At 72.1% G+C, this 22,594-nt stretch carries 24 protein-coding genes; 9 read left to right on the top strand and 15 right to left on the bottom strand.

The window, feature by feature from the left end:
* Nucleotides 1-35 precede the first annotated feature (35 nt).
* Nucleotides 36-626, top strand: coding sequence for an RNA polymerase sigma factor (locus tag ACIBQ8_RS14160; protein WP_397192089.1), 591 nt, complete (start codon nt 36-38; stop codon nt 624-626).
* Nucleotides 619-1,845, top strand: coding sequence for a CU044_5270 family protein (locus tag ACIBQ8_RS14165; RefSeq protein WP_397192090.1), 1,227 nt, complete (start codon nt 619-621; stop codon nt 1,843-1,845). The genes ACIBQ8_RS14160 and ACIBQ8_RS14165 overlap by 8 nt, the downstream gene beginning before the upstream one ends.
* A gap of 63 nt (nt 1,846-1,908) precedes the next feature.
* On the opposite strand, the gene rocD is transcribed toward ACIBQ8_RS14165, so the two are convergent.
* From rocD to ACIBQ8_RS14180, 3 genes are all read right to left on the bottom strand, one after another.
* Nucleotides 1,909-3,114 (bottom strand): ornithine--oxo-acid transaminase, encoded by a 1,206-nt coding sequence (rocD, locus tag ACIBQ8_RS14170; RefSeq protein ID WP_397175635.1) that lies wholly within the window; start codon nt 3,112-3,114, stop codon nt 1,909-1,911.
* Between the two features lies 1 nt (nt 3,115).
* Nucleotides 3,116-3,913, bottom strand: coding sequence for a dimethylargininase (gene ddaH / locus ACIBQ8_RS14175; protein WP_397175637.1), 798 nt, complete (start codon nt 3,911-3,913; stop codon nt 3,116-3,118).
* A 125-nt stretch (nt 3,914-4,038) separates the two neighbouring features.
* Nucleotides 4,039-4,527, bottom strand: coding sequence for an Lrp/AsnC family transcriptional regulator (locus ACIBQ8_RS14180; RefSeq protein WP_397175639.1), 489 nt, complete (start codon nt 4,525-4,527; stop codon nt 4,039-4,041).
* Nucleotides 4,528-4,618: 91 nt separating this feature from the next.
* Between ACIBQ8_RS14180 and ACIBQ8_RS14185 the strand changes: the two genes are divergently transcribed.
* Complete coding sequence (locus ACIBQ8_RS14185; RefSeq protein ID WP_397192091.1) at nt 4,619-6,967, top strand: GH1 family beta-glucosidase; 2,349 nt, start codon at nt 4,619-4,621, stop codon at nt 6,965-6,967.
* On the opposite strand, the gene ACIBQ8_RS14190 is transcribed toward ACIBQ8_RS14185, so the two are convergent.
* From ACIBQ8_RS14190 to ACIBQ8_RS14210, 5 genes are all read right to left on the bottom strand, one after another.
* Nucleotides 6,964-7,911: an isopenicillin N synthase family dioxygenase gene (locus ACIBQ8_RS14190; protein ID WP_397192092.1), complete on the bottom strand. Its 948-nt coding sequence runs from the start codon at nt 7,909-7,911 to the stop codon at nt 6,964-6,966. The genes ACIBQ8_RS14185 and ACIBQ8_RS14190 overlap by 4 nt on opposite strands.
* Before the next feature lie 102 nt (nt 7,912-8,013).
* The gene (locus ACIBQ8_RS14195) at nt 8,014-9,411 is read right to left on the bottom strand and encodes a glycoside hydrolase family 16 protein (RefSeq protein ID WP_397192093.1); all 1,398 of its coding nucleotides are present in this window, start codon (nt 9,409-9,411) and stop codon (nt 8,014-8,016) included.
* A gap of 93 nt (nt 9,412-9,504) precedes the next feature.
* Nucleotides 9,505-10,284 carry a hypothetical protein gene (locus tag ACIBQ8_RS14200; RefSeq protein ID WP_397192094.1) on the bottom strand — a complete coding sequence of 260 codons (780 nt, stop codon included), beginning with the start codon at nt 10,282-10,284 and terminating at the stop codon, nt 9,505-9,507.
* 177 nt (nt 10,285-10,461) lie between these two features.
* Nucleotides 10,462-11,181: a DUF5941 domain-containing protein gene (locus tag ACIBQ8_RS14205; RefSeq protein ID WP_352323408.1), complete on the bottom strand. Its 720-nt coding sequence runs from the start codon at nt 11,179-11,181 to the stop codon at nt 10,462-10,464.
* Nucleotides 11,178-12,686: a CDP-alcohol phosphatidyltransferase family protein gene (locus ACIBQ8_RS14210; protein WP_397175645.1), complete on the bottom strand. Its 1,509-nt coding sequence runs from the start codon at nt 12,684-12,686 to the stop codon at nt 11,178-11,180. Before ACIBQ8_RS14210 ends, ACIBQ8_RS14205 begins: the two co-directional genes overlap by 4 nt.
* Before the next feature lie 140 nt (nt 12,687-12,826).
* Between ACIBQ8_RS14210 and recO the strand changes: the two genes are divergently transcribed.
* Genes recO through ACIBQ8_RS14225 form a run of 3 tightly spaced genes read left to right on the top strand, consistent with a single transcriptional unit; the run spans nt 12,827 to nt 14,544 of the window.
* A complete protein-coding gene (gene recO, locus ACIBQ8_RS14215) occupies nt 12,827-13,561 on the top strand; it encodes a DNA repair protein RecO (protein WP_357979377.1) in 735 nt (244 codons plus the stop codon).
* Nucleotides 13,558-14,340 (top strand): isoprenyl transferase, encoded by a 783-nt coding sequence (locus tag ACIBQ8_RS14220; protein WP_397192095.1) that lies wholly within the window; start codon nt 13,558-13,560, stop codon nt 14,338-14,340. The genes recO and ACIBQ8_RS14220 overlap by 4 nt, the downstream gene beginning before the upstream one ends.
* Nucleotides 14,341-14,352: 12 nt before the next feature.
* Nucleotides 14,353-14,544 carry a hypothetical protein gene (locus tag ACIBQ8_RS14225; protein WP_397192096.1) on the top strand — a complete coding sequence of 64 codons (192 nt, stop codon included), beginning with the start codon at nt 14,353-14,355 and terminating at the stop codon, nt 14,542-14,544.
* 256 nt (nt 14,545-14,800) lie between these two features.
* On the opposite strand, the gene ACIBQ8_RS14230 is transcribed toward ACIBQ8_RS14225, so the two are convergent.
* Nucleotides 14,801-15,328 carry a CGNR zinc finger domain-containing protein gene (locus tag ACIBQ8_RS14230; RefSeq protein WP_397176061.1) on the bottom strand — a complete coding sequence of 176 codons (528 nt, stop codon included), beginning with the start codon at nt 15,326-15,328 and terminating at the stop codon, nt 14,801-14,803.
* Nucleotides 15,329-15,419: 91 nt separating this feature from the next.
* On the opposite strand from ACIBQ8_RS14230, the gene ACIBQ8_RS14235 reads away from it, so the two are divergent.
* Nucleotides 15,420-16,337: a DMT family transporter gene (locus ACIBQ8_RS14235; protein ID WP_397192097.1), complete on the top strand. Its 918-nt coding sequence runs from the start codon at nt 15,420-15,422 to the stop codon at nt 16,335-16,337.
* On the opposite strand, the gene ACIBQ8_RS14240 is transcribed toward ACIBQ8_RS14235, so the two are convergent.
* From ACIBQ8_RS14240 to ACIBQ8_RS14260, 5 genes are all read right to left on the bottom strand, one after another.
* Nucleotides 16,277-16,666, bottom strand: a complete 390-nt coding sequence (locus tag ACIBQ8_RS14240) for a transcriptional repressor (protein WP_352323403.1) — start codon at nt 16,664-16,666, stop codon at nt 16,277-16,279. The genes ACIBQ8_RS14235 and ACIBQ8_RS14240 overlap by 61 nt on opposite strands.
* Complete coding sequence (locus ACIBQ8_RS14245) at nt 16,663-17,535, bottom strand: metal ABC transporter permease (protein WP_397175652.1); 873 nt, start codon at nt 17,533-17,535, stop codon at nt 16,663-16,665. The genes ACIBQ8_RS14240 and ACIBQ8_RS14245 overlap by 4 nt, the downstream gene beginning before the upstream one ends.
* Nucleotides 17,532-18,311, bottom strand: a complete 780-nt coding sequence (locus tag ACIBQ8_RS14250; protein WP_397175654.1) for a metal ABC transporter ATP-binding protein — start codon at nt 18,309-18,311, stop codon at nt 17,532-17,534. The genes ACIBQ8_RS14245 and ACIBQ8_RS14250 overlap by 4 nt, the downstream gene beginning before the upstream one ends.
* Nucleotides 18,308-19,225 carry a metal ABC transporter solute-binding protein, Zn/Mn family gene (locus ACIBQ8_RS14255; protein ID WP_397175655.1) on the bottom strand — a complete coding sequence of 306 codons (918 nt, stop codon included), beginning with the start codon at nt 19,223-19,225 and terminating at the stop codon, nt 18,308-18,310. The genes ACIBQ8_RS14250 and ACIBQ8_RS14255 overlap by 4 nt, the downstream gene beginning before the upstream one ends.
* A gap of 75 nt (nt 19,226-19,300) precedes the next feature.
* Nucleotides 19,301-19,645, bottom strand: a complete 345-nt coding sequence (locus ACIBQ8_RS14260) for a DUF6703 family protein (RefSeq protein ID WP_397175657.1) — start codon at nt 19,643-19,645, stop codon at nt 19,301-19,303.
* A gap of 57 nt (nt 19,646-19,702) precedes the next feature.
* On the opposite strand from ACIBQ8_RS14260, the gene ACIBQ8_RS14265 reads away from it, so the two are divergent.
* Both ACIBQ8_RS14265 and ACIBQ8_RS14270 read left to right on the top strand, forming a co-directional pair.
* A complete protein-coding gene (locus ACIBQ8_RS14265) occupies nt 19,703-19,990 on the top strand; it encodes an antibiotic biosynthesis monooxygenase (RefSeq protein ID WP_358292153.1) in 288 nt (95 codons plus the stop codon).
* Between the two features lie 94 nt (nt 19,991-20,084).
* Entirely contained in the window at nt 20,085-21,470 is a 1,386-nt protein-coding gene (locus ACIBQ8_RS14270) for a glycine--tRNA ligase (RefSeq protein WP_387672600.1), read from the top strand.
* 87 nt (nt 21,471-21,557) lie between these two features.
* Here the strand turns inward: ACIBQ8_RS14270 and ACIBQ8_RS14275 are convergent, their stop codons facing one another.
* Nucleotides 21,558-22,505: a dienelactone hydrolase family protein gene (locus ACIBQ8_RS14275; protein ID WP_397192098.1), complete on the bottom strand. Its 948-nt coding sequence runs from the start codon at nt 22,503-22,505 to the stop codon at nt 21,558-21,560.
* Between the last annotated feature and the right edge of the window lie 89 nt (nt 22,506-22,594).

The following is a 22,594-nucleotide window of genomic DNA, read 5'->3' on the forward strand; positions in this document are numbered from 1 at the left end:
CAACAGGGTGACCGCATGAGAGAGGACCGGATGTCGTGAGTGTCGAGGACACAACCGCAACGCTGGATGACTCGACCCTGATCGGGAATTCGCTGAGCGATCCAGAGCGTTTCGCCGCGCTGTTCGACCGGCACGCCGACGAGATCCACAGGTACGCCGCCCGCCGCCTGGGCGCCGAGCTGGCCGAGGACGTGACGGGGGAGGTGTTCCTCCTCGCCTTCCGCGGCCGCGGCCGCTACGACCGCACCCTGCCCGACGCCCGTCCCTGGCTGTACGGCATCGCCACCAAGGTCGTGTCCCAGCACCGCAGGGCCGAACGGCGGCGCACCGCGGCCATGGCCAGGGTGGGCGCCGAGCGTCCGGGCGCGTTCGACGAGCGCAGCGCCGACCGGGTCACCGCCGAGCAGCTCCAGCCCCGCCTGGCCAGGGCGCTGACCAGGCTCAGCGCGGGCGAGCGCGACCTGCTGCTGCTCGTGGCGTGGGCCGACCTGACCTACGAGGACGCCGCGCGCGCCCTCGGGGTGCCCGTCGGCACCGTCCGGTCCAGGCTGCACCGGCTCCGCGTCAAGGTACGCAGGGCGCTCGGCGGCATCGATCCCTTCGCAGAGGAGCCCCAGCATGGATGACGAGATCCGCACGTTCGCCGACGGCAGGCCGGCGGCGCCGCCGTACGAGCCGCAGGCCCGCGCGCGGGCCAGGGAACGGCTGCTGGCCGAGGCACGCGGCGGGCGGCGTCTGCGGCTGCCCAGGCTGGGCTGGCAGACGGCCGCGGCCTTCGGCGTCACGGTGGTCCTGGTCGGCGGCGTGGCGGTGGCGCTGTCCGGCCAGGGCGGGACGGATGCCCGCCCGGCCACCTCCGTGATGCTGGCGGCCGGCGAGGTGAACCCCCGGCCGGACCAGTTCATCCTGATCGAGTCCGACACCATGTACGGCTCGCGCTCGATCGACGCCTCCGGCGGGCAGAGCCGCTACCTCTACCGCCAGCACCGCAGGATCTGGAAGTCCGTGGACGGCAGCAAGGACGGCCTGCTGCAGATCGAGGGCCGCGAGCCGCGCCCCTGGCCGGGCGAGCCGCTGCCCGCCGACGCCACCAGTTGGCAGGGCAGCGAGTGGAACCGGCTGGCCTCCTGCCCCGACCTGCGCGGCCCCTACCGCGACGACTACGCCTACCTGAGCACGCTCCCGACCGACGCCACGGCCATGCGCGACCGCCTGTACCAGCCGGTCCCCGGGGGCGGCAAGGACGGCGATCCCGACGCCGTCGCCTTCGCCCGCGCCGGCGACCTCGTCAGGGAGAACTACCTGCCCAAGGCACAGCGGGACGCCCTGTTCGAGGCGGTGAAGACGATCCCCGGCGTCGAGGCGGCCGAGGGCGTCGCCGACTCCTCGGGACGCGTGGGCGTGGCGCTGGGCCGGGTCGCCGGCTGGGGCGTGCGCGAGGAGCTGATCTTCGATCCGGCCGGGCACACGTTCCTGGGGGAGCGGCAGGTCGTGGTCGACGCCAAGGCGGGCGCGCCGAAGGACAGCGTCCTGGCGCTGACGGCCCAGCTCGACGTCTCCGTGGTGGACGCCCTGCCGGAGGCCCCCGACGCCGCCGCCGACGCGAGCTGCATGCCGGAGACCCAGGCCCCCGTGCCCACTCCGTCGGAGTCCGGCTCGACGACGTCGGAGCCGCCGACGGCCGAGGCGACGATCACGTTCACCCGGGAGCCGGCGGCCGGCGCGCCCTCGGCCGAGCCGTCCGAGGAGCCGCGGCCGACGCCCACCGGCACGGCCGTCCCGACCGGCGAGCCGCAGCCGACCAGGACCGTCACGGTCGAGCCGAGCGCCTCCGCCGGGTCCTGACAGCCGGACGGGCGCGCCGGTGTGGCCGGCGCGCCCGCCCGGGGCCTGTCCGGGACCTGAGGGCTAGAGGCTTTCCAGGACGGCGGCGAGCTGGTCGACCGCCCAGAGCAGGTCCTCCTCGGAGATCACGATCGGCGGCGCGAGCCGGATCGTGGACCCGTGGGTGTCCTTGGCGAGCACGCCGCGCGCCATCAGCGCCTTGGAGACCTCGCGCCCGGTGCCGAGGGCCGGGTCGATGTCCACGCCCGCCCACAGCCCGCGCCCGCGCACCGCCACGACGCCCTTGCCGGCCAGCTCGCGCAGCCGCGCGTGCAGCACCTCGCCGAGCCGGGCGGCCCTGGCCTGGAACTCGCCGGTGTTCAGGATGTCGATGACGGCGATGCCGACCGCGCAGGCCAGCGGGTTGCCGCCGAACGTGGACCCGTGCTGGCCCGGCTTGATGACCCCGAGGACGTCCTCGTCCGCGGCGATGGCCGAGACCGGCACCACGCCGCCGCCGAGCGCCTTGCCCAGGATGTAGACGTCGGGGACGACGTTCTCGTGGTCGCAGGCGAACGTGCGGCCGGTGCGCCCGAGACCCGACTGGATCTCGTCGGCGATCATCAGCACGTTGTTGTCGGTGCAGATGCGCCGGACCTCGGTCAGGTAGCCGTCCGGCGGCACCAGCACGCCCGCCTCGCCCTGGATCGGCTCGACGAGCACGGCCACGGTGTCGTCGTCGATCGCCTCCCTGATCGCCTCGGCCGAGCCGTAACGGACGATCTTGAACCCGGGCGTGTACGGCCCGAACCCGTCGTGCGCGTCGGGGTCGGTGGAGAAGCTGATGATCGTGGTGGTGCGGCCGTGGAAGTTGTCCTCCATCACGATGATGTTGGCCCGCTCCGGCGCGACGCCCTTGACCTCGTAGCCCCACTTGCGGGCCACCTTGATCGCGGTCTCGACGGCCTCGGCGCCGGTGTTCATCGGAAGGATCATGTCCTTGCCGGTGAGGTCGCCGAGCCCGGCGCAGAACTGGGCGAACTGGTCGTGGTAGAAGGCCCGGCTGGTCAGCGTGAGGTTCTTCAGCTGCTCCTGGGCGGCCTCGATGATCTTCGGGTTGCCGTGGCCGAAGTTCAGTGACGAGTAGCCCGACAGGCAGTCGAGATAGCGCTTGCCCTCGACGTCGGTGACCCACGCGCCGTGCGCCTCGTGGATGACCACGGGCAGCGGATGGTAGTTGTGCGCGCTGCGGCGCTCGCTTACTTCGATCAGCTCTGCGCTGGTGCTCATGTTACTTCTCCCCCCTGATCTCCAGTGTGCAGCACTTGGGACCGCCGCCCGCCTTGCGCAGCTCCGACAGCTCGACCGGGATCACCTCGTAGCCGTGCCGCTTGAGCTCCAGCTGGAGCCCGGACGCCTCGGAGTTGATCACCACGTTGCGGCCGTCGCTGACCGCGTTGAGGCCGAGCACCTCGGCGTCCTCGGCGGTCGCGATCACCGCGTCCGGGAACATCGCGCGCAGCACCTCCTGGCTGCCCTTGGAGAAGGCGCCGGGGTAGTAGGCGACGTTGCGGCCGTCGAGCGGGAACAGCGCGGTGTCCAGGTGGTAGAAGCGCGGGTCGACCAGCTTCAGCGAGACGACCGGGCGGCCCAGGTACTCCTGCGCCTCCTGGTGGGCGACCACGTCGGTGCGGAAGCCGGTGCCGGCCAGGATGACGTCGTCGAGGGTGAGGAAGTCGCCCTCGCCCTCGTTGACGTGCGTGGGCTCCAGCGTCGGGTAGCCGCGCTCGACGAACCAGCGCAGGTAGGCCGGGCCCTCGGGGCCGCGCTCGGGGAAGGTGAAACGGGCGCCGTAGACCCGTCCGCCGACGACCAGCGCGCCGTTGGCGGCGAACACCATGTCGGGCAGGCCCTCGATCGGGTCGATGAGGCTGACCTGGTGCCCGAGCTCCTCGTACGCCGACTTCAGCCCTTCCCACTGCCGGATCGCCACCTCACGGTCGGCGCCGGCCTCGGGGTCCATCCACGGGTTGATGGCGTACTCGACCGCGAAGTAGTCCGGGCGGCACATGAGGAAGTGTTTGGGCATGCAGGGCTCCGTCGTCTGGGCAGGGAGAGTTCCCGTGTTGTTCCGGGAGGACGGGGACAGCCTAAGAATTGACGTTTGCGCAGGCCAAGCGGTGCGCATTGCGCGTTGGCGCGGGTCTGTTGCGTCTATCGGCCAACGACGTGCGATCCGTTGCGCGAGTCCGTCAGGGCGGCTCCCGGAGGGGTGTCCACCAGCCGCGACAGCACGATCGAGCTCTTGGTCCGCACCACGAAAGCCTCCGCCGCGATGCGCTCGATGACCCGCTCGACGTGCCGCACGTCGGTGGCCCTGATGTGCAGCAGCGCGTCGGCCTCGCCGGTGATCGTGGCCGCCGCCACCACCTCGGGGAACTTGGCCACCGCCAGGGCGATGTCCGACGGCTTGGTCTTGCCCTGGCAGAACAGCTCGACGTACGCCTCGGTGGTCCAGCCGAGCGCCTGCGGCGCGACCCGCGCGCTGAAGCCGGTGATCGCCCCGCTCTTCTGCAGCCGGTCGACCCGCCGCTTGACGGCCGACGCGCTCAGCCCCACCTGCTGGCCGATGTCCGCGTAGGTCGCGCGGGCGTCGTCGACGAGCGCCGCGATGATGTCACGATCGAGCCGGTCCAGTTCCACCGGCTCTGTATACCGCCTGGCCAGGCTGGCGCGCGACGAGCGCCGCGCGGGAGACTGGGCGCTCGGTCCACTGCCGGAGGATTGCCGCCACATGAATGTCGCACGTTTTCCCGAGGGTTTCGTCTGGGGGGTCTCGACGTCGGCCTTCCAGATCGAGGGCGGCACCGCCGCCGACGGCCGCGGGCCGTCCATTTGGGACGCCTTCGCGGGAGGCACTGCCGACGCCTGCGACCATTACCACCGATATCGCGAGGACGTCTCGCTGATGAAAGACCTGGGAATGGCCGCCTACCGGTTCTCGGTGAGCTGGCCGCGCATTCTCCCGGACGGCTCGGGAAAGGTGAACGCGGCCGGTCTCGACTTCTACCAGCGGCTGGTCGACGCCCTGCTGGAGGCGGGCATCACGCCTTTGGCCACCCTTTATCACTGGGACCTGCCGCAGGCGCTGCAGGAGCGCGGCGGATGGCCGTCCCGCGACACCGCCCGCTGTTTCGCGGACTACGCGGCGATCGTGGCCGAGCGGCTCGCCGACCGGGTCGGCACCTGGTTCACCGTGAACGAGCCGTGGGTGGCGGCCTTCGTCGGCCACGGCTCGGGGGTGCACGCGCCGGGCCGCCGGTCGGCCGCCGAGGCGTTCAGGAGCGCCCACCACCTGCTGCTCGCCCACGGCCTGGGCGCCCAGGCCCTGCGCGCCGCCGGGGCCGCCGAGGTGGGGGCCGTGCTCAACTTCTCGCCCGTGCTGACGCCGGCCCAGGTCGGCGACTTCGACCGGCCGCTGTCGGAGGAGGACGCCGAGGCCGTGGCCAGGATCGACGCGCTCGTCCACCGGCAGTTCCTCGACCCGATGCTGCGCGGCGCCTACCCCGCCGACCTGCTGCCGGTCATCGAGCGGCACGCCGGGCTCGGGCACGTCCGCGACGGCGACCTGGCCGACATCGCCCAGCCGCTCGACCTGCTCGGCGTCAACTACTACGCGCCGGCCGTCGTCCAGGCGCAGCCCGGCGAACCGGCCGACCCGGCTTATCCGGGAAGCGCCGGCGTGCTTTTCAGCACCATTCCCACGGCGGTCACCGCGATGGGCTGGCCGATCGTCCCGAACGCCCTTTCGCTGTTACTGCGGCGGCTCGCCGGCGAATATCCCGGGCTCGAACTCATGATCACCGAGAATGGCGCGGACTTCGTCGACACGGTCACTCCCGACGGCATTCACGACGTCGACCGCGTGCATTTCATCGAGGAGCACCTGCGGGCCCTGCGGACCGCCGTCGAGGAGGGCGCGAACGTTCGCGGATATCTCGCCTGGACGCTGCTCGACAATCTCGAATGGGCCGAGGGGTACCGGCGCAAGTTCGGCCTCGTGCACGTCGACTTCGACACCCAGCGCAGGCGGCCCAAGGACAGCGCCCTGTGGTACCGCGACGTCATCAGGCGCAACGGCCTGACCGAGGCGCCGCCCCGGCGTCCCACGCTGGAGACGGTGGCCGCCCGCGCCCGCGTCTCCCGGGCCACGGTCTCCCGCGTCGTCAACGGCGAGGCGTCGGTCAGCCCCGAGGTGCGCTCCACGGTCCTCCAGGCCGTCAAGGAGCTCGGCTACGTGCCCAACGCCGCCGCCCGCAGCCTGGTGACCCGGCGCACCGACACCGTCGCGCTCGTGCTGCCGGCCCCCAGGCACGCCGCCGACCCGATGGTCGCCGCCGCCGTCCAGTACGTGACGAGCCTGCTGGAGGGCGCGGGCAAGCAGATCACCCTCATGCTCGCCGACACCGCCGAGAGCCAGCGCCGCATCGTCCGGCACGCCGAGGCGCGCCTGGTGGACGGCGTCGTCCTGCTGCCGCCCGAGCGGGGCGACACCCTGGCCGAACGGCTCTCGCGCACCGGCGTGCCGCTCGTGCTGCTGGGCCGGCCGCCGGTCGCCTCGCTGGTGCCGTACGTGGACGCCGACAACGTCGCGGGCGCGGCGGCGGCCACCGAGCACCTGCTGGCCACCGGCCGCCGCCGGATCGGCATGATCTGCGGCCCGATGGACCTGGTCGCCACCCAGGACCGGCTCGCCGGCCACCGTACGGCCCTCGACCGCGCCGGGCTGCGGCCCAGACTGGCGATCGGCGACCTGACCCGGGCCTCCGGCGCGGCGGCGGCCGGGCAGCTCCTCGGCGACGCCCCCGACCTGGACGCGATCTTCGCGGCCGACGACCAGATGGCCGTCGGCGCCCTGCTGGCCGCCCGCGCCGCCGGCCGGCGGGTGCCCGACGACCTGGCGATCGTGGGCTTCGACGACATCGACGCCGCCTCGGCCACCACCCCCGCCCTCACCACCGTCCGGGTGCCCGTCACCGAGCAGGCGCTGGCGCTGGCGCGGCTGCTGCTGTCGCGGCTGGAGGGCCGGAGCACCACGCCGGTCGTCCTGCCCACCCGGCTGATCGTGCGGGAGTCGGCCTAGATCTGCCGCTCGAACAGGCTCGGGAAGACCTTGGACACCTTCGACAGCAGGTACTCGCCGTAGGTGCCGGTGAAGTCGACCTGGCCGTCCCAGCGCTCGCCGGCGGCGTAGGGGAGGGGCGGCACCACGCTGTCCCACCCGGGGTCGAAGAAGAACGGGTAGCTCAGGCGCTCGTTGCCGCTGCGGTTGCGCACGCGGTGCGGCGTCGAGCGGTAGCGGCCGCCCGTGAGCTTGTCGAGCATGTCGCCGATGTTGCAGACGAACGTGCCCGGCAGCGGCGGCGCCTCGATCCAGCCGTCCGCCGTCCGGACCTGGAGGCCGCCGTTGGCGTCCTGGAGGAGCAGGGTGAGCAGGCCGTAGTCGGTGTGCTCGCCCACGCCCCAGGTCTCGTCGTCGTCCGGGGGCGCGGGCGGGTAGTGGAAGATGCGGAACAGGACGGTCGGGTCCGCGGTGTAGCCGGTGCGGAAGTAGCCCTCGTCCAGGCCGAGGCTGAGCGCGACCCCCGACATGACCGCCTGCGCGACCCCCGTCATCGTCTCCAGGTAGGCGAGGACGGCCTCCCGCAGCTCGGGCACCTGGACGGGGAACTGGTTGGGGCCGTGCAGCGGGAGCGGGCCGGGCGGCTGCTCGGCGCCGAAGTAGACGCCCTCCTTCAGGTCCGGCCGCCCCGAGGTCAGCTCGCCGCCCACCGGGAAGAAGCCGCGCCAGGCCGGGCCGCCGCGGTCCATCGAGATCTCGGCCTTGACCTCCTCGGGCAGCGCGAAGAAGCGCCTGGCGGCGGCGTCGAGCCGGTCGAGGAGGTCCTGCGGCACGCCGTGCCCGCGGACGTAGAAGAAGCCGCTGTCCCGGCAGGCCGCGCCGATCGCCGCGCCGACGGCCTGCCTGTCACCGCCCGGGGTGTCGCCGACCAGCGGGGAGATGTCGATCACCGGCAATTCGCGCACTGTCCCATTGTTCCCCATCTACCGCGATCACCGACGAAGGCCGCGGCGGGAGGAGCGCGGGCTCGGGTGTCTCCGCCGCGCTCCTCCGCCGTCCTGGGCGGGTCAGGTCGTCGAGAAGGTGAACCAGTTGACGTTGACGAAGTCGGCGGGCTGGCCGCTGCTGAAGGTCAGGTAGACGGTGTGCGTCCCGGTGACCCCGCTGATGTTGGCGGGGACCGTGCGCCAGCTCTGCCAGCCGCCCGTACTGGCCAGCGCGAAGTCGCCGATCGGCGGGGCGGACGGACTGTCCAGCCGCACCTGCACCAGCCCGCTCACGCCGGCCGCCGCCCCCGACGCCACCCTGGCCTTGAACTGGCGGGCGGGCTCGGAGCCGAAGTCGACCCCGTCGTAGCGCAGCCAGTCGCCGTTCGCGATGGCGCCGACGTTCTGGCCGCCGCCGGTGTCGGTGGTGGCCTCGACGATGGTGCCCGACTGGGCCTGGTAGCGCTCGGCCTGGATGGTGGAGCGCGCGTCCACGCCGCCCGGGACGGTCGGCGTGGACGTCGGGGTGGAGACCGTGCCGCTCTGCCAGACGGCCACGTAGTCCACCAGCAGCGGGTGGCCGGGGACCGTCGCCGCCGTCGGCGTGCCCGTGCCGGCCAGGGCGTTGGGGAACGCGCCGCCCATCGCCAGGTTGAGCAGCAGGAAGTAGCCGCCGTGCCCGGTCATGTCGGCCCAGGTGGTGGCGTCGAGCTGGTTCTGGCTGACGCTGTGGAACTGCTGGCCGTCGACGTACCAGCGGAGCTGGTTCGGGCTGGCGGCGCGGTCCCACTCGAAGCGGTAGGTGTGGAAGGCCGACTGGCAGGACGATCCGGGGCAGGCCCGGCTCGCGCCCAGGCCGGTCGTCTCGTTGCAGGGCCCGCCGGGGCTGACGCCGCAGTGGAGCACGCCCCACACCGAGTCGATGCCGTTGACGTTCTCCATGATGTCGAACTCGCCGATGCCCGGCCAGTTCCAGTAGTTCCCCCGGTACGGCGACCCCAGCGCCCAGAACGCCGGCCAGTAGCCGAGCGCCGCCTGACCGGTCACGTTCGGCATCTGGATCCGGCCCTCGATCCGCAGCACGCGCCCGGCGGCCGGCTTGAAGTCGGCCCGCCTGGTCTCGATGCGGGCCGAGGTCCACTCGCCCGAGCCGCTGCGCAGGGGCGTGATGCGCAGGTTGCCGGAGCCGTCGAGGCTGACGTTGGAGGTGCTGGAGGTGTAGTTCTGGATCTCGCCCGTGCCCCAGTTGCCCGGCCCGCCGGGATAGCCGTGCCCGGTGTCGATGATCCACTCGGCGGACGAGGGCGGCGTGCCCGCCGAGCCGTTGAAGTCGTCGGACCAGACCAGCGACCAGCCGGACGGCGTGGACGGCACGGAGGCCGAGGCGCTGACGGCCACTTTGACGAGCAGGCCGGTGAGTGCCACGAGCACCACCGCCACGGCCACCAGGCGGCGCCGGTGCCGGATCTCTGTTGTCATCCCTGCTCCATGGGGGGTGATGGCGGGTGAGAGAGCGCTCTCTTGACGCGACGTAAACACGCCGCTGACCGCGTGTCAATATGGGAGAGCGCTCTAGAGCAGGTCCACGGACGACGCCCCGGCGGCCTCGAACGCCTCCCGCCAGAAGCTCTCCAGCAGCGGGAACCGGCCGGGGACGGACTTCTTCGCCCGCAGGAACCCGTGCACCACCACCGCGTACCCGGACAGGTCGGGCAGCAGCCGCGCGGCCCGCAGTTCCCCGACCTTCCGGCCGCGGGCGGCCTCGCCCAGGTCCAGCTTGCCGACGTCCAGGTCGCCGCGGTCGTTGAGCAGGTCGCTGAACACGATGAGCCGGTGCTCCCTGTCCGGCTGCCGCAGCGCGCTGAGCTGCTTGACCGCGTACCGCAGGGCGCCCAGGACGTCCGAGCCCCGGCCCTCCTTCGGGCAGTCGAACAGCCCGACCGCCCGGGGGAGCACCTGCTGGATCCGGCGGGCCCTGACCCGGTCCTCGACCGCGGGGTCGTCGCCGGGGTTCTCGGTGCGGGTGGCGGCGATGGGCACCGGGTCCTCGCGGCACGCGCTGCTCTCCGAGCTGCCGGTCACCGCCGCGAAGCCGATCCAGTCGCAGCCCTTGGCGAACCCCGGCAGTTCGGAGTCGACGTCGTTCCTGGCGGTCACCGGGTCGGCGTAGCCCGTCGAGTCGACGACCGCGCCGCACACCGGGCCCGGATCCGTGCCGCACCCGCTCACCGGGCCGACGGCCAACGCCAGCACCACCACGACCCGCCCGGACCGGCCCGCCCACGGCCCGCGCGCCGCCGCGCGCCCGTCCGGCGGATGCCCTCGTCTGAACGGCCGCGACCCGAACGCCATCCGCGTCTCCTGGCTCCGGCCGGACCGGACCCCGGCTCGAATGTGGCTGAATTTCAGACTAGTCCGTCATGTCCTTTTCTGGCGGGGCGATTCGGCGCCCGCACGCGAAACGGCGGTCACCGGCGCCCTTGTCGGGAGCCCGTGACCGCCGTCGTGTCCGGAGGGGGAGGTGGCCGCTCAGCCCTTCTCCGCCTCGCCGGTGGCCTGCTCGAGCGCGTCCTCGGGCGAGGCCTCGAGGTCCTGCTCGGCGTCGGCGCCGGCCTGCGCGGAGGCCTTGTCCAGGCGCACCCAGCTCGTCACGCTCTCCACCGCGAACAGCACGAACAGGTACGCCGTCAGCACCGCGAGCACCGGCGTCAGCCAGCCCAGCGCCGCACCGGCACCGATGATCAGCAGGCGCAGCTCCCAGCCGAGCCCCGCGTGGAACACCCACGCGGGCGGCCAGATGCTCTGCCGGGTGCGGTAGACGGTGTCGTAGGTGTGGTAGCCCACCACGTAGACCAGCACGAACAGCAGCCACTTCGGCGCGCCGGCGGCCAGGCCGATCGCGATCATGGCGAGGAACTCGGTGCCGCGCAGCAGCGGCGGCGTGAGCCAGTCGAAGCGGCCCAGGTGGTCGCGCGGCGCGGTCGGCAGCACGAGCAGCAGCGTGATGGCCACCGGCACGAGCAGCAGCGGCCCCTTGTCGGGCAGCCCGACGACGGTGACGGCGACGACGGCGAGCAGCGCCACGAGCGTGGCGGGCACGGGCGGCAGGCCCTTGCCCAGCTTGCCCGCGAGGGCGTGCACGAGCGGGCCGTCGTCGCGGTAGGCGAGCAGGCGGGCGGTCTGGATGCGGCGGCGTTCCTCGTCGGGGTCCGGCGTGGGGGTGGCCATGGCCTGCGGTTGAGTGATCATACGAGCGACCTCATGAGGCGTCCGGTGAGGGTGTAGGCGGCGGCGACGGAGCCCCAGACCACGAGGGTGAGGAAAGTGATCCGGGCGTCGAAGAGGGCGGCGGTGATCGCGATGGCCGCGAACCGCTCGCCGATGGGGAACACGATCATCTTCCGCGCCCAGTGGACCGCGCGGAACTTGCCCGCCCTGGTCCACATCTTGAGCACGCCGCGCAGGCCCTGACTGCGCTCGGCCTTGCGCCGCTCCAGCGCCCTGCGCAGGTCGCGGTCGTCGGGGGCGTCGAGCGGGAGGGTGGGGAGCTGCGCGGGCGGCTTGCGCCGGTTGGAGATGCCGAAGGAGAAGTCGAGCAGGTGGCGGACGGACTGGAGCCCGATGGCGGCCAGCGCCAGGATCCAGATGTCGTCGCCGTTGCCCGAGACGACCCAGCCGACGGCCAGGCCGGCGAAGACCACGTATTCCTTGAAGCGGTCGAAGGTGGCGTCGAGCCAGGCCCCCAGCACGCCGAACTTGCGGGCGTACCGGGCCACCTGCCCGTCGACGCAGTCGAAGACGAAGGCGAAGTAGATCAGCAGGCCGCCGGCGACCATCCACGGCCGGTCGCCGGTGGCGAAGCACGCGGCGGCGGCCACGCCGAGCGTGATCGAGATCAGCGTCACCTGGTTGGGCGTGAGCCCGCGCCGCGCCGCCCAGCGGGCGATGAAGCGCGAGTAGGTGGAGACGAAGTAGGTGGTGAAGAAGCCGTCGGCGCCCTTGACCGCGTTGTTGAGCCGGGCGCGGTCCTCGTTCATGCCGGCCATCTCGGCGCCGGCCTCGTTGACCTCCTCCGGCGTGCTCACCCGCCGGTAGAACAGGTCGCGCCGGCCGCGCACGCCGACCGACACGCCGTTGCGCACCAGGCCGAACACCACGAGCTGGACGAGGTCGTCGTCCGCGCCGAAGCGGTCGGCCATGAGGGCCAGCTCGCGGCAGGTCTGCGCGAGCACGGGGGCGTTGCGGGCGCTGATGTGCAGCGGGCCGAGCACCACCGCGTTGGGCCTGGTCACCGCGTGGTTGGCGGTGCCGACCGACACGACGCGCGACTTGCCGACGCGCGCGCGCACCGGCAGCCCCTCGAGCCGGCCGTAGCCGATCTCCGGGTCGGCCTCGTCGATCGGTACGGTGTCCTCCTGCGCCTCCTCGGTCACCTCCAGACGCGGCTCCTTGGCCACGAGCGCCAGCGCGCCGCGCTTGGCCTTGGTGATCTGGTAGATCAGCTCGTCGTGGACGACCGAGTTCTGGGGGATGATGAAGAGGCTCTCCGTTGCCGATTCTGCGACGTCGGCCAGGGCGCGCAGGGCGGCGGCCACGTCGCCGGTCTCGATCGTGGCGGGCCGCGGGTCATAGGAGACGAGCTGGCTGCGCAGCCGCTCGGCCACGGTGGGATTGCCGGGCAGCGCGGCCAGCCTCAGGCCGGTCGGAGAGGTGTCGGGGCCGGGCGAAGAGCCCAGCAGGACCACGCGGGTCATGACTCCCTTTCGAGGCAGTAGCGGGGGGTTGAACAACGGGTGATGCGGGGACAGACGTCAAAGTCTAGTGACGACAGGGCAAACTCGCGTCACCAGAGCATGCCCGGAACATGCCGCGCGTGCGGCCGTAAGATGGGCAAGTGAGTCTCTACCGCGACGAAGGCGTCGTCCTGCGGACACAGAAACTCGGTGAGGCCGATCGCATCGTCACCGTTCTGGCCAAGCGCACCGGCAAGATCCGGGCGGTGGCCAGGGGCGTGCGCCGCACCAAGTCACGCTTCGGCGCGCGGCTGGAGCCGTTCACGCACGTCGACCTCCAGCTCCACACCGGCCGCACGCTCGACGTGATCACTCAGGCGGAGACCATCAGGCCCTACGGCGAGGCGCTGGCCGTCGACTACCCCCGTTACACCGCCGGCAGCGCCATGCTGGAGACGGCCGACCGGCTGACCCACGGCGAGAAGGAGCCGGCGCTGCGGCAGTTCCTGCTGCTGGTCGGCGGCCTGCGCACGCTGTCCGAACGCGTCCACGAGGCCAGGCTGGTCCTCGACGCCTACTTCCTGCGCTCGCTGGCGGTGGCCGGTTACGCGCCGGCGCTGGAGGCGTGCGCCAAGTGCCAGGCCCCGGCGGTCAGGGCCTTCGCCATCGTCGCGGGCGGCGTGGTGTGCGGGGCCTGCCGTCCGGCGGGCTCGGCGGTGCCGGCGGGGGAGACGATCGGGCTCATGACGGCGCTGCTGCGCGGCGACTGGGCCACCGCCGACGCCTCGGAGTCGCGCCACCGCAGCGAGTGCAGCGGTCTGGTGGCCGCATATCTGCAATGGCATCTGGAACACGGAATACGCTCTCTGCGACACGTCGAAAGGGAGCATGCGTGAACGTCCGGCCTCCGACCCCTCATCCGTCAGGCGCCATCCCGCCGCCGATCCCGCGTGACCTCGTGCCCCGGCACGTCGCCATCGTGATGGACGGCAACGGCCGCTGGGCCAAGGCGCGTGGCCTGCCGCGCACCGAAGGGCACAAGGCGGGCGAGTCCTCGCTGTTCGACGTCATCGAGGGGGCCCTTGAGCTGGGCGTCCCCTACCTGAGCGCCTACGCCTTCTCCACGGAGAACTGGAAGCGCTCGCCCGACGAGGTGCGCTTCCTGATGGGCTTCAACCGCGACGTCATCAGGCGGCGGCGCGACGAGCTCAACGCCATGGGCGTGCGGGTGCGCTGGGCGGGCCGGCCGGGCCGGCTGTGGAAGAGCGTGATCTCCGAGTTGCAGAGCGCCGAGCAGATGACCCTCGGCAACAGCAAGCTGACGTTGCAGTTCTGCGTCAACTACGGCGGCCAGGCCGAGATCGTCGACGCGGCGGTCAAGCTGGCGGCCGACATCGCGGCCGGGCGGGTCAAGCCGTCCAAGGTGAGCGAGAAGGTGTTCGCCCGCTACCTCGACGAGCCGGAGATCCCGCCGGTCGACCTGTTCGTCCGCTCCTCGGGCGAGCAGCGCTTCTCGAACTTCCTGCTGTGGCAGTCGGCCTACGCCGAGATGGTCTTCCTCGACCGGCTCTGGCCCGACTTCGACCGCCGCGACCTGTGGGCGGCGTGCGAGATCTACGCCAAGCGCGACCGCCGCTACGGCGGCGCGATCCCCAACGAGGTCGCCGGCGCCTAGAGGCACCCCGGGGTGCACCCCTGCCGAGGTGCACGGCTTCCCGGCCCCGACGGCGCGGGCAAGAGCACGACCTTCCTGCGCCACCACGAGGGTGGCCGGCACAGCGGCACGTGGACGCTCGTCCGCCCGGCGCTGCGCCGCGAGCGTGCCGCTGTGCTGGGCGGCCTGGATCCTGACCGCCCTGCTCGGCGGGACGTCGGCTGAGAGACGTGGCGTCGCGGCGGTATCCGGAATTCTGGCACGAGGGTCAGGCTGAGAGCCGGTGAAGGCGGGTACAACCCGTTCCCCCACGATGAAGGAGGGCCGATGATCCCAGGTTGCGGCTCGTGCAACTGTTCCGACGTCTTCGCCACCGCCAAGCCGCCGTGGTGGCAGACGTCCAGCGAAGCACCCTGAACCACCCGTACCTGCCGCCCGTCCCCCGGTCGTCGCGGGGACGGGCGGTTCGCGTGCCGGACGGTCAGGCGCGGCGGCGGGCCCGGTAGGCGGCGACGTGCATGCGGTTGCCGCAGGTGCGGCTGTCGCAGTAGACCCGCGAGCGGTTGCGGGACTCGTCGACGAACACGCGGTCGCAGTCGGGGGCCGAGCAGGTGCGCAGGCGCTCCATCTCGCCCTCCACCAGCAGGTGCGCCAGCGCCACGCCGCAGTCGGCGGCCACGTGCTCGGCCAGGGAGGCGTCGTTGGCGAAGTAGTGCACGTGCAGCGGATGACCGTCGTGCTCGGTCAGCCTGGGCGTGATGCGCGTCTCGGCGAGCAACGCGTTGAGCGTGCGCACGGCGCTGGCCACGTCGGAGGCCGTGAACACCCGGTGGAACGCCTCGCGCACCATGCGCACCTGGCCGAGGTCGCGGGCGGTCAGCGCGCCGATGCCGCTGATCTGCCGGGACTCCACGAAGGCTTGCAACTCGGCCAGGCTGGCCAGACCGTCGTCGCCGCCGGTGGACGGCGAGGTGTTGACCAGGTCGACAACGGTCGCCAAAGAATGCACCATGTCATGGCCAAACGGCATGTTGACTCCTGTCGGGGCCGGTTCTAGCGTGGTCGCAGCGTATCTCTCCCATGGGACTCCGGGGGTTTCCGTGAGTGCATATCGGCGTATCGTCCTGATCGCGATCGCCGGAGCACTGATCATCTCCACCTCCGCGCCCCTGGTGCGGCTGTCCGGGGTCTCGCCCGCGACGTCGGCGTTGTTCCGCTGCGCGTACGCGGTGCCGCCCATGGTGCTGCTCGCCTGGCTCGAACGGCGGAAGCTGGGGCCCCTGCCCTGGCGGAACGCGCTGCCGGCCTGGGCGGCGGGCGTGCTGTTCTCGCTCGACCTGCTGTTCTGGCACCAGTCGATCAAGCTGGTCGGCGCGGGCCTGGCGACCGTGCTGGGCAACCTCCAGGTGTTCATCGTGGCCTTCGCCGCCTGGGGCCTGTTCCGCGAGCGCCCCTCCAACCGGCTCATGGCGAGCACGCCGATCGTCTTCGGCGGCGTGGTGCTGATCTCCGGGGTGTTCGACGGCGCGGCGTACGGGCTCGACCCCGTCATGGGCGCCGTCACCGGCCTGGCGACCTCCGTCGTGTACGCCGCCTACCTGCTGCTCATGAAGGCCGGGCCGGGCCGGACGGCGGGGCCCCTGGCGCACGCGACCGTCGTGGCCACCGTGCTGATCGCCGCGCTCGGCCCGCTGTTCGGCGGGGCCGACCTGGCGCCGGAATGGCCGGCGCACGGGTGGCTGCTGCTGCTCGCGCTGGGGCCGCAGGTGGCCGGATGGCTGCTGATCACGTACTCGCTGCCCAGGCAGCCCGCGGCCCTGACAGCGCTGCTGCTGCTCGTGCAGCCGATTACCACGGTCGCCATCTCCACGCTCACGCTGGGGGAGCGGCCCTCCGCGCTGCAGCTCGCCGGGTGCGCCGCCGTCGTGCTCGGCGTGCTGTACGGCTCCCGCGGCCCTCAGCCCACGCGGGCCGGCGCCGAGCAGGACGAGCAGGTGCCGAAGACCTCGACCGTGTGAGTGATCTCGGTGAAGCCGTGGTCGCTGCCGACCGCCTCGGCCCAGCGCTCGACGGCCGGCCCGGCCACCTCGACCGTGTGCCCGCAACGACGGCAGACCAGGTGGTGGTGATGGTCGTCGCTGGCGCACGCCCGGTAGACCGACTCGCCCTCGTCGGTGCGCAGCACGTCGACCTGGCCGCAGTCGGCCAGCGCCTGCAACGCCCGGTAGACGGTGGTCAACCCGATCTTGGCGCCGTGCAGGCGCATCTCCGCGTAGACGTCCTGGGCGCTGCGGAACCCCTCGCTGCGGCGAAGGGTGTCGTGCACGGCATCGCGCCTCGTCGTCATGCGACCTCCTCGACACGGACTTGTGGTCGCCGGCTCACTGGGGACTCCTGGATACGGCCTCGCCGTACGAATTTACCGACAGCGAGGGCCAGGACGAAGCCGGCGAGGGCGAGAAGCACGATCGCCGCGCCCGGAGGCACCCGCGACGACATCGTCGAGGCCAGCAGACCGCCCACCGAGGCGAGCACGCCGAACAGCATCGCCAGCCCCATCGTGGCCCGAAAGCCCCTGGTGAGCTGCTGGCTCGTGGCCACCGGGATCACCATCAGGGCGCTGACCAGCAGCAGGCCGACCACCCGCATGGCGATGACCACGGTGAGCGCGGCGGTGACCGCGATCAGCAGGCTGAGGAAGCGCACCGGCAGGCCGCTGGCCTTGGCCATCTCCTCGTCCTGGCAGAGCACGAACAGCTCCCTGCCGAAGACGACGACCACGCCGATCACCGCCACGGCCAGCGCGCCGATGATCCAGATGTCCTCCCGCGTGACGCTGGCGATGGCGCCGAACAGGTAGGAGTTCAGCTTGGCGTTGCTGCCGCCGGGGGCGATGCCCATGAGCATGACGCCGCCCGCGATGCCGCCGTAGAACAGCAGGGCGAGCGCGACGTCGCCGCTGGTCCGGCCCCGGGCCCTGACCAGCTCGATCGCCACCGCGCCCAGCACCGAGACGATCACGGCCGTCAGCACCGGCGCCGTGCCGGTCAGGAAGCCCAGCGCCACGCCGGTCAGCGCGACGTGCCCGATGCCGTCGCCGAGCAGCGACAGCCTGCGCTGCACGATGAACGTGCCCACCGCGGGCGCGCACAGCCCCACCAGCAGCGCGGCGATCAGCGCGAGCTGGAAGAGGTTCTCCTGCAGAAGGTCGATCATCGCGCTTCTCCCTGCCAGCCGGTCAGCGGGCCGGCGGCCGGCTCCTCGGCGTGCGGATGCTGGTGCTCGTGTCCCGGCCTGGCGCACTCGCCCTCGGGCCGCGGCGGCGCGCCGTCGTGCGCGACGCGGCCCTCGCGGACCACGACGCCGCGGGTGATGAGCGGCTCCAGCGGGCCCAGCTCGTGGGCGACCAGGACGATCGTCTTGCCGTCGCGGACCAGGCCGCCCAGCGTGTCGGCCAGGAGCTGCTGGGTCTCGGCATCGACGCCCGCCGTGGGCTCGTCCATCACGTACGTGTCGGGCTCCCCGGCCAGGGCGCGGGCGATGAGCACGCGCTGCTGCTGGCCGCCCGACAGCGACTGCACGGGGTCGCCGGCCCGGCCGGTCAGGTCGACCGCGTCAAGGGCGTGCGCGACCGCCGCCCGGTCGGCCGCGCTGGTCCTGCGCAGCCGGCTCTGCCGGGCGATGCGGCCCGAGGCCACGACCTCGCGGACGGTGGCGGGCACGCCGCCGCCGACCTGGAGGCGCTGGGGCACGTAGCCGATGCGCCACCAGTCGCGGAAGCGGGCGGGCGGGGAGCCGTACAGGAGGGTCCGGCCGCCGGACAGCGGGGTGAGGCCGAGCAGCGCGCGGACCAGGGTGGACTTGCCGGAGCCGTTGGCCCCCAGCAGGGCCACGACCTCGCCGGGGCAGACGGTCAGGTCGACGCCGCGCAGGATCTGCCGGCCGTCGAAGCTGACCCGGCCGCCGGTCATCGCGAAGGCCGTCTCGCTCATGCCGCACACCCCAGAGCCGTGCGGAGGGTCTTGAGGTTGTCGCGCATGGCCGTCAGGTAGTCGCCGGCGGGCTTGCTCTCCAGCGGGTCGAGCACGGCCGTCTTCGCGCCGACCTCGCCGGCCAGCACCTCGGCCACCTTCGGGCTCACCAGGGACTCGGTGAAGATCGTGGTGGCGCCCTCGGCCCTGGCCAGCGCGGCCACCTCCGACAGGCGCTTCGGCGACGGCTCGGTCTCGGGGTCGAGCGTGATGCCCACCTGCTTGAGCTTGTAGCGGTCGGCCAGGTAGCCGAACGCCTCGTGCGCGGTGACCAGCGTCTTGCCGGCGCAGGCGGCCAGGCCCTTGGCGAACTCCTGGTCGAGGCCGCCCAGCACGCCCGCAGCCGTGGCGGCGCGGGCCTTGTACGCCTGCGCGTGGGCGGGGTCGGCGGCGGCCAGGCGCTCGCCCAGCTTCCCGGCGACCGTGGCCAGCCGGGACGGGTCGAGCCAGATGTGCGGGTCGTAGGAGACGCCGTGTTCGTCCGCGTGCTCCTCCGCGTGCCCCTCCTCGCCGGCGTGCCCGCCCGCCGGGATCGTCGTGACGACGGCGGCGGCGTCGAAGGCGGTGTCGGCGGAGACGGCGTCGTCGACGGCCGGCTGCACGCCCTTGACGTAGACCGTGAGCGCGGCGTCCTGGAGCTTGGTCATCTGCTGGATGCCCAGCTCCAGGTCGTGCGGCTCGACGCCGGGCGCGGTCAGGACGGTCACGTTCGCGTCGGGCCCGGCCACCTGCTCCGTGAGCCACTGGAGCGGGTAGAAGGCGGCGATCACCTCGGGCCTGCCGCCCGCGGCGGTCTCGGTGCCCTCCGCGGCCCCGGCGCCACAGGCGGACGTGGCCAGCAGGGCTGCTCCGGCGAGGAAGGTTACGGCGCGCATTGGGGGCGTACGGGACATCACGCCCTCAAGTATGGAGAAAATGAAAATGATTGTCAAAATCTCCGGCGGGCCGGGCTAGAACGCCCCAAACCGGTCAGCGGCCAGGACCGCCAGGAAGACCAGCATCACGACCCGCAGCAGCCGCCCGCCGATGCCCAGCGACGGCCACGACAGGTACGCCAGCCACCCGACGAACGCCAGCACCACCAGCGCCGCCACGCCGCCCAGCCAGTTGGCCAGCGCGAAGGCGGCCAGCAGCAGGATCACCAGCACGGCGGGGGTCGCCCACCTGGGCACCTGCGTGAACAGAAAGGTCATCGGGATGGCGCTGCGCCGCTCGACGGCCTTGCGCGCGCCGCCCGCGCCCGGCGTGAAGAACTGCTCGCCCTGGGGCAGCGGGCGCTTGTTTTTGGAGGCCACGTCGAGAGCCTATGGGAGTTCGCGTGACAGCAGGGTGCGCACCTCTAGGCTGGGCTGGTGCTCGCCGTGATCCGATACACCGTGCCAGAGTCCCAGTCCCAGGACTTCATCAAGCAGGGCCACGCCATCCTCGACACCTTCGCCGCCCAGCCGGGTTTCCACCGCGGGCGGCTGGCCCGCTCGGTCGACGAGCCCAACCTGTGGGCGCTGGTCAGCGAATGGGAGGGCGCCGGGTTCTACCGCAGGGCGCTGTCGGCCTCCAGGATGGTCATGTACCCGTTGATGATCCTCATGGTCAACGAACCCAGCGCGTACGAGGACGTGTACACGCAAGAGGGTGCGTAGCGATACTCGCGCGCGGGACCGGGTGAGCGTCCCCTAAGCTGGGATCTCACCGAATTCACTCGCCGACCTCCAGCCGGAAAGAGACGCAACCAAAATGGCACGACGCACCGACGTCATGGACACCATCGTCAGCCTCGCCAAGCGCCGCGGGCTCGTTTACCCGTCGAGCGAGATCTACGGCGGACTTCGCGCGTCGTGGGACTACGGTCCTCTGGGTGTCGAGCTGAAGAACAACGTCAAGCGGCAGTGGTGGCTGTCGATGGTCCAGTCGCGCGACGACGTGGTGGGCCTCGACTCCTGCGTCATCCTGGCCCCCGAGGTCTGGCGGGCCAGCGGCCACGTCGAGACCTTCACCGACCCGCTGACCGAGTGCCAGTCGTGCCACAAGCGCTTCCGTGCCGACCACCTCGTCGAGGCGTACGAGGAGAAGAACGGCAAGGAGCCCGAGAACGGCCTGGCCGACATCACCTGCCCCAACTGCGGCAACAAGGGCACCTTCACCGAACCCCGGCAGTTCAGCGGCCTGCTCAAGACCTTCCTCGGCCCGGTGGAGGACGAGTCGGGCCTGGCCTACCTGCGTCCGGAGACCGCCCAGGGCATCTTCATCAACTACCTCAACGTGCAGCAGTCGGCGCGCAAGAAGGTCCCGTTCGGCATCGGCCAGGTCGGCAAGTCCTTCCGCAACGAGATCACCCCGGGCAACTTCATCTTCCGCACCCGCGAGTTCGAGCAGATGGAGATGGAGTTCTTCGTCAAGCCCGGCACCGACGAGGAGTGGCACCAGTACTGGATCGACGAGCGGTTCCGCTGGTACTCCGACCTGGGCATCAACAAGGACAACCTGCGCCTCTACGAGCACCCGCAGGAGAAGCTGTCCCACTACGCCAAGCGCACCGTCGACGTCGAGTACCGCTTCAACTTCCAGGGCTCGGAGTGGGGCGAGCTCGAAGGCATCGCCAACCGCACCGACTTCGACCTCACCGCCCACTCCAAGGCCTCGGGCGTCGACCTGAGCTTCTTCGAGCAGGACACCGGTGAGCGTTACGTCCCCTACGTCATCGAGCCGGCCGCCGGCGTCGACCGGGCCACGCTGACCTTCCTGCTCGACGCCTACACCGAGGACGAGGCGCCCAACGCCAAGGGCGTCCTGGAGAAGCGCACGGTGCTGCGGCTCGACCACCGGCTCGCGCCGGTCAAGGCCGCGGTGCTGCCGCTGTCGCGCAACGCCGACCTGTCGCCGAAGGCCCGCGACCTGGCCGCGCAGCTGCGCAGGCGGTGGAACGTCGAGTTCGACGACGCGGGCGCGATCGGCCGCCGCTACCGCCGCCAGGACGAGATCGGCACCCCGTTCTGCATCACCGTCGACTTCGACACCCTCGAAGACCACGCGGTGACGATCCGCGAGCGCGACAGTATGGCCCAGGAGCGCATCGCCATCGATCAGGTCGACTCCTACCTGCGTCAGCGCCTCAACGACTGACCCCGGCACCACCTCACCGGCGCCGCCCCGGCTCTCCGCCGCGGGCGGCGCTCGCGTTCTCCCGGCCGAGCCGGGCGGCCCGGCCGGTCAGGGCAGGTGGCGGGCGAACCAGGTCAGCACGTAGTCGTAGGCCTGCGAGGCGGCCCGCTCGTCGTAGCGGGCGCCCGTGTCGTTGAAGAAGGCGTGGCCGACGCCGGGGACGGTCACCAGCTCGTGGGTGAGCCCGGCCTCCGTCAGCGCCGCCTCGGCCGCGTCCCTGGTGGCGTTGACGCGGTCGTCCTGCTCGGCGTAGATCGCCAGCACGGACGCCTTGGCGCCGGTCAGGTCGGCGTGGTCGGGCAGCGGGCCGTAGAAGGGCGCCGCGGCGGCCAGCCGGTCCTCCCCGGACGACAGCAGCAGCCACGTCATGCCGCCGCCGAAGCAGAACCCGATCATGCCCAGCCCGGCGCCCTCGGCCCGCTTCTCCAGCTCGCCGACGGCCGCCTTCATGTCGGCCACGAACCGCTCCTGGGGGATCTCGCCCAGCTTGGCCGTGACCTGGGCGGTGTCGGCGAACGCGGCCGTGCCGCCGTCCCGGGAGAGCAGGTCGGGCGCCAGGGCCGAGTAGCCGCTCGCGGCCAGCCGGCCGACGACCGAGCGGATGTGGTCGGTCAGGCCGCGGTTCTCGTGCATGACCAGCACCGCGCCCTTGGGGACGGCGGCGGGGGACCAGGCGGCCCGCAGGGTGGCGCCGTCCGGGCCGGGGAACGTGATCTCCTGCGTGGGCAGCGGGGCCGGGCCCGCGGGCGAGGCCGTGCCGGACGGCGAGGCGGCGGGCAGCCCGGGGGTGCCCGCCGGGCCGGCGTCCAGGTCGGCGTCGGCGTCGGCGTCGGGGCCGGTGTCGGGGGTGGCGCCGCAGGCGGCGAGGAGAGCAGTGGCGGCGGGGAGGGTGAGCCCGAGGAGGCCCAGGCGGCGCAGGGCCTCGCGCCGCGAGATCAGGCCCTCTACGTGGTCGAGTGCCACTTCTTCTGCCAGATATCGCTGGAAGGGCGTCATGGTCGAAAGATCTAACTGTCAACACCGAAAAATCGTGTAAAGGCGATAGTTATGTGGTTTTTCGCTGGTATTTGGTGAGGTGGTGCTCA

It is taken from the genome of Nonomuraea sp. NPDC049646, from assembly GCF_044465525.1.
In the GTDB taxonomy this organism is placed as follows: Bacteria; Actinomycetota; Actinomycetes; order Streptosporangiales; family Streptosporangiaceae; genus Nonomuraea.

Coding starts and splice junctions, on each gene's coding strand:
- ACIBQ8_RS14250 (WP_397175654.1), bottom strand. CDS start 18,311: ATGAGCGAGACGGCCTTCGCGATGACCGGCGGCCGGGTCAGCTTCGAC.
- ACIBQ8_RS14200 (WP_397192094.1), bottom strand. CDS start 10,284: ATGGCGTTCGGGTCGCGGCCGTTCAGACGAGGGCATCCGCCGGACGGG.
- ddaH (WP_397175637.1), bottom strand. CDS start 3,913: ATGCCCAAACACTTCCTCATGTGCCGCCCGGACTACTTCGCGGTCGAG.
- ACIBQ8_RS14205 (WP_352323408.1), bottom strand. CDS start 11,181: ATGATCACTCAACCGCAGGCCATGGCCACCCCCACGCCGGACCCCGAC.
- ACIBQ8_RS14255 (WP_397175655.1), bottom strand. CDS start 19,225: ATGCGCGCCGTAACCTTCCTCGCCGGAGCAGCCCTGCTGGCCACGTCC.
- rocD (WP_397175635.1), bottom strand. CDS start 3,114: ATGAGCACCAGCGCAGAGCTGATCGAAGTAAGCGAGCGCCGCAGCGCG.
- ACIBQ8_RS14240 (WP_352323403.1), bottom strand. CDS start 16,666: ATGACGACGAGGCGCGATGCCGTGCACGACACCCTTCGCCGCAGCGAG.
- ACIBQ8_RS14245 (WP_397175652.1), bottom strand. CDS start 17,535: ATGATCGACCTTCTGCAGGAGAACCTCTTCCAGCTCGCGCTGATCGCC.
- ACIBQ8_RS14270 (WP_387672600.1), top strand. CDS start 20,085: ATGGCACGACGCACCGACGTCATGGACACCATCGTCAGCCTCGCCAAG.
- ACIBQ8_RS14185 (WP_397192091.1), top strand. CDS start 4,619: ATGAATGTCGCACGTTTTCCCGAGGGTTTCGTCTGGGGGGTCTCGACG.
- ACIBQ8_RS14210 (WP_397175645.1), bottom strand. CDS start 12,686: ATGACCCGCGTGGTCCTGCTGGGCTCTTCGCCCGGCCCCGACACCTCT.
- ACIBQ8_RS14165 (WP_397192090.1), top strand. CDS start 619: ATGGATGACGAGATCCGCACGTTCGCCGACGGCAGGCCGGCGGCGCCG.
- ACIBQ8_RS14195 (WP_397192093.1), bottom strand. CDS start 9,411: ATGACAACAGAGATCCGGCACCGGCGCCGCCTGGTGGCCGTGGCGGTG.
- ACIBQ8_RS14275 (WP_397192098.1), bottom strand. CDS start 22,505: ATGACGCCCTTCCAGCGATATCTGGCAGAAGAAGTGGCACTCGACCAC.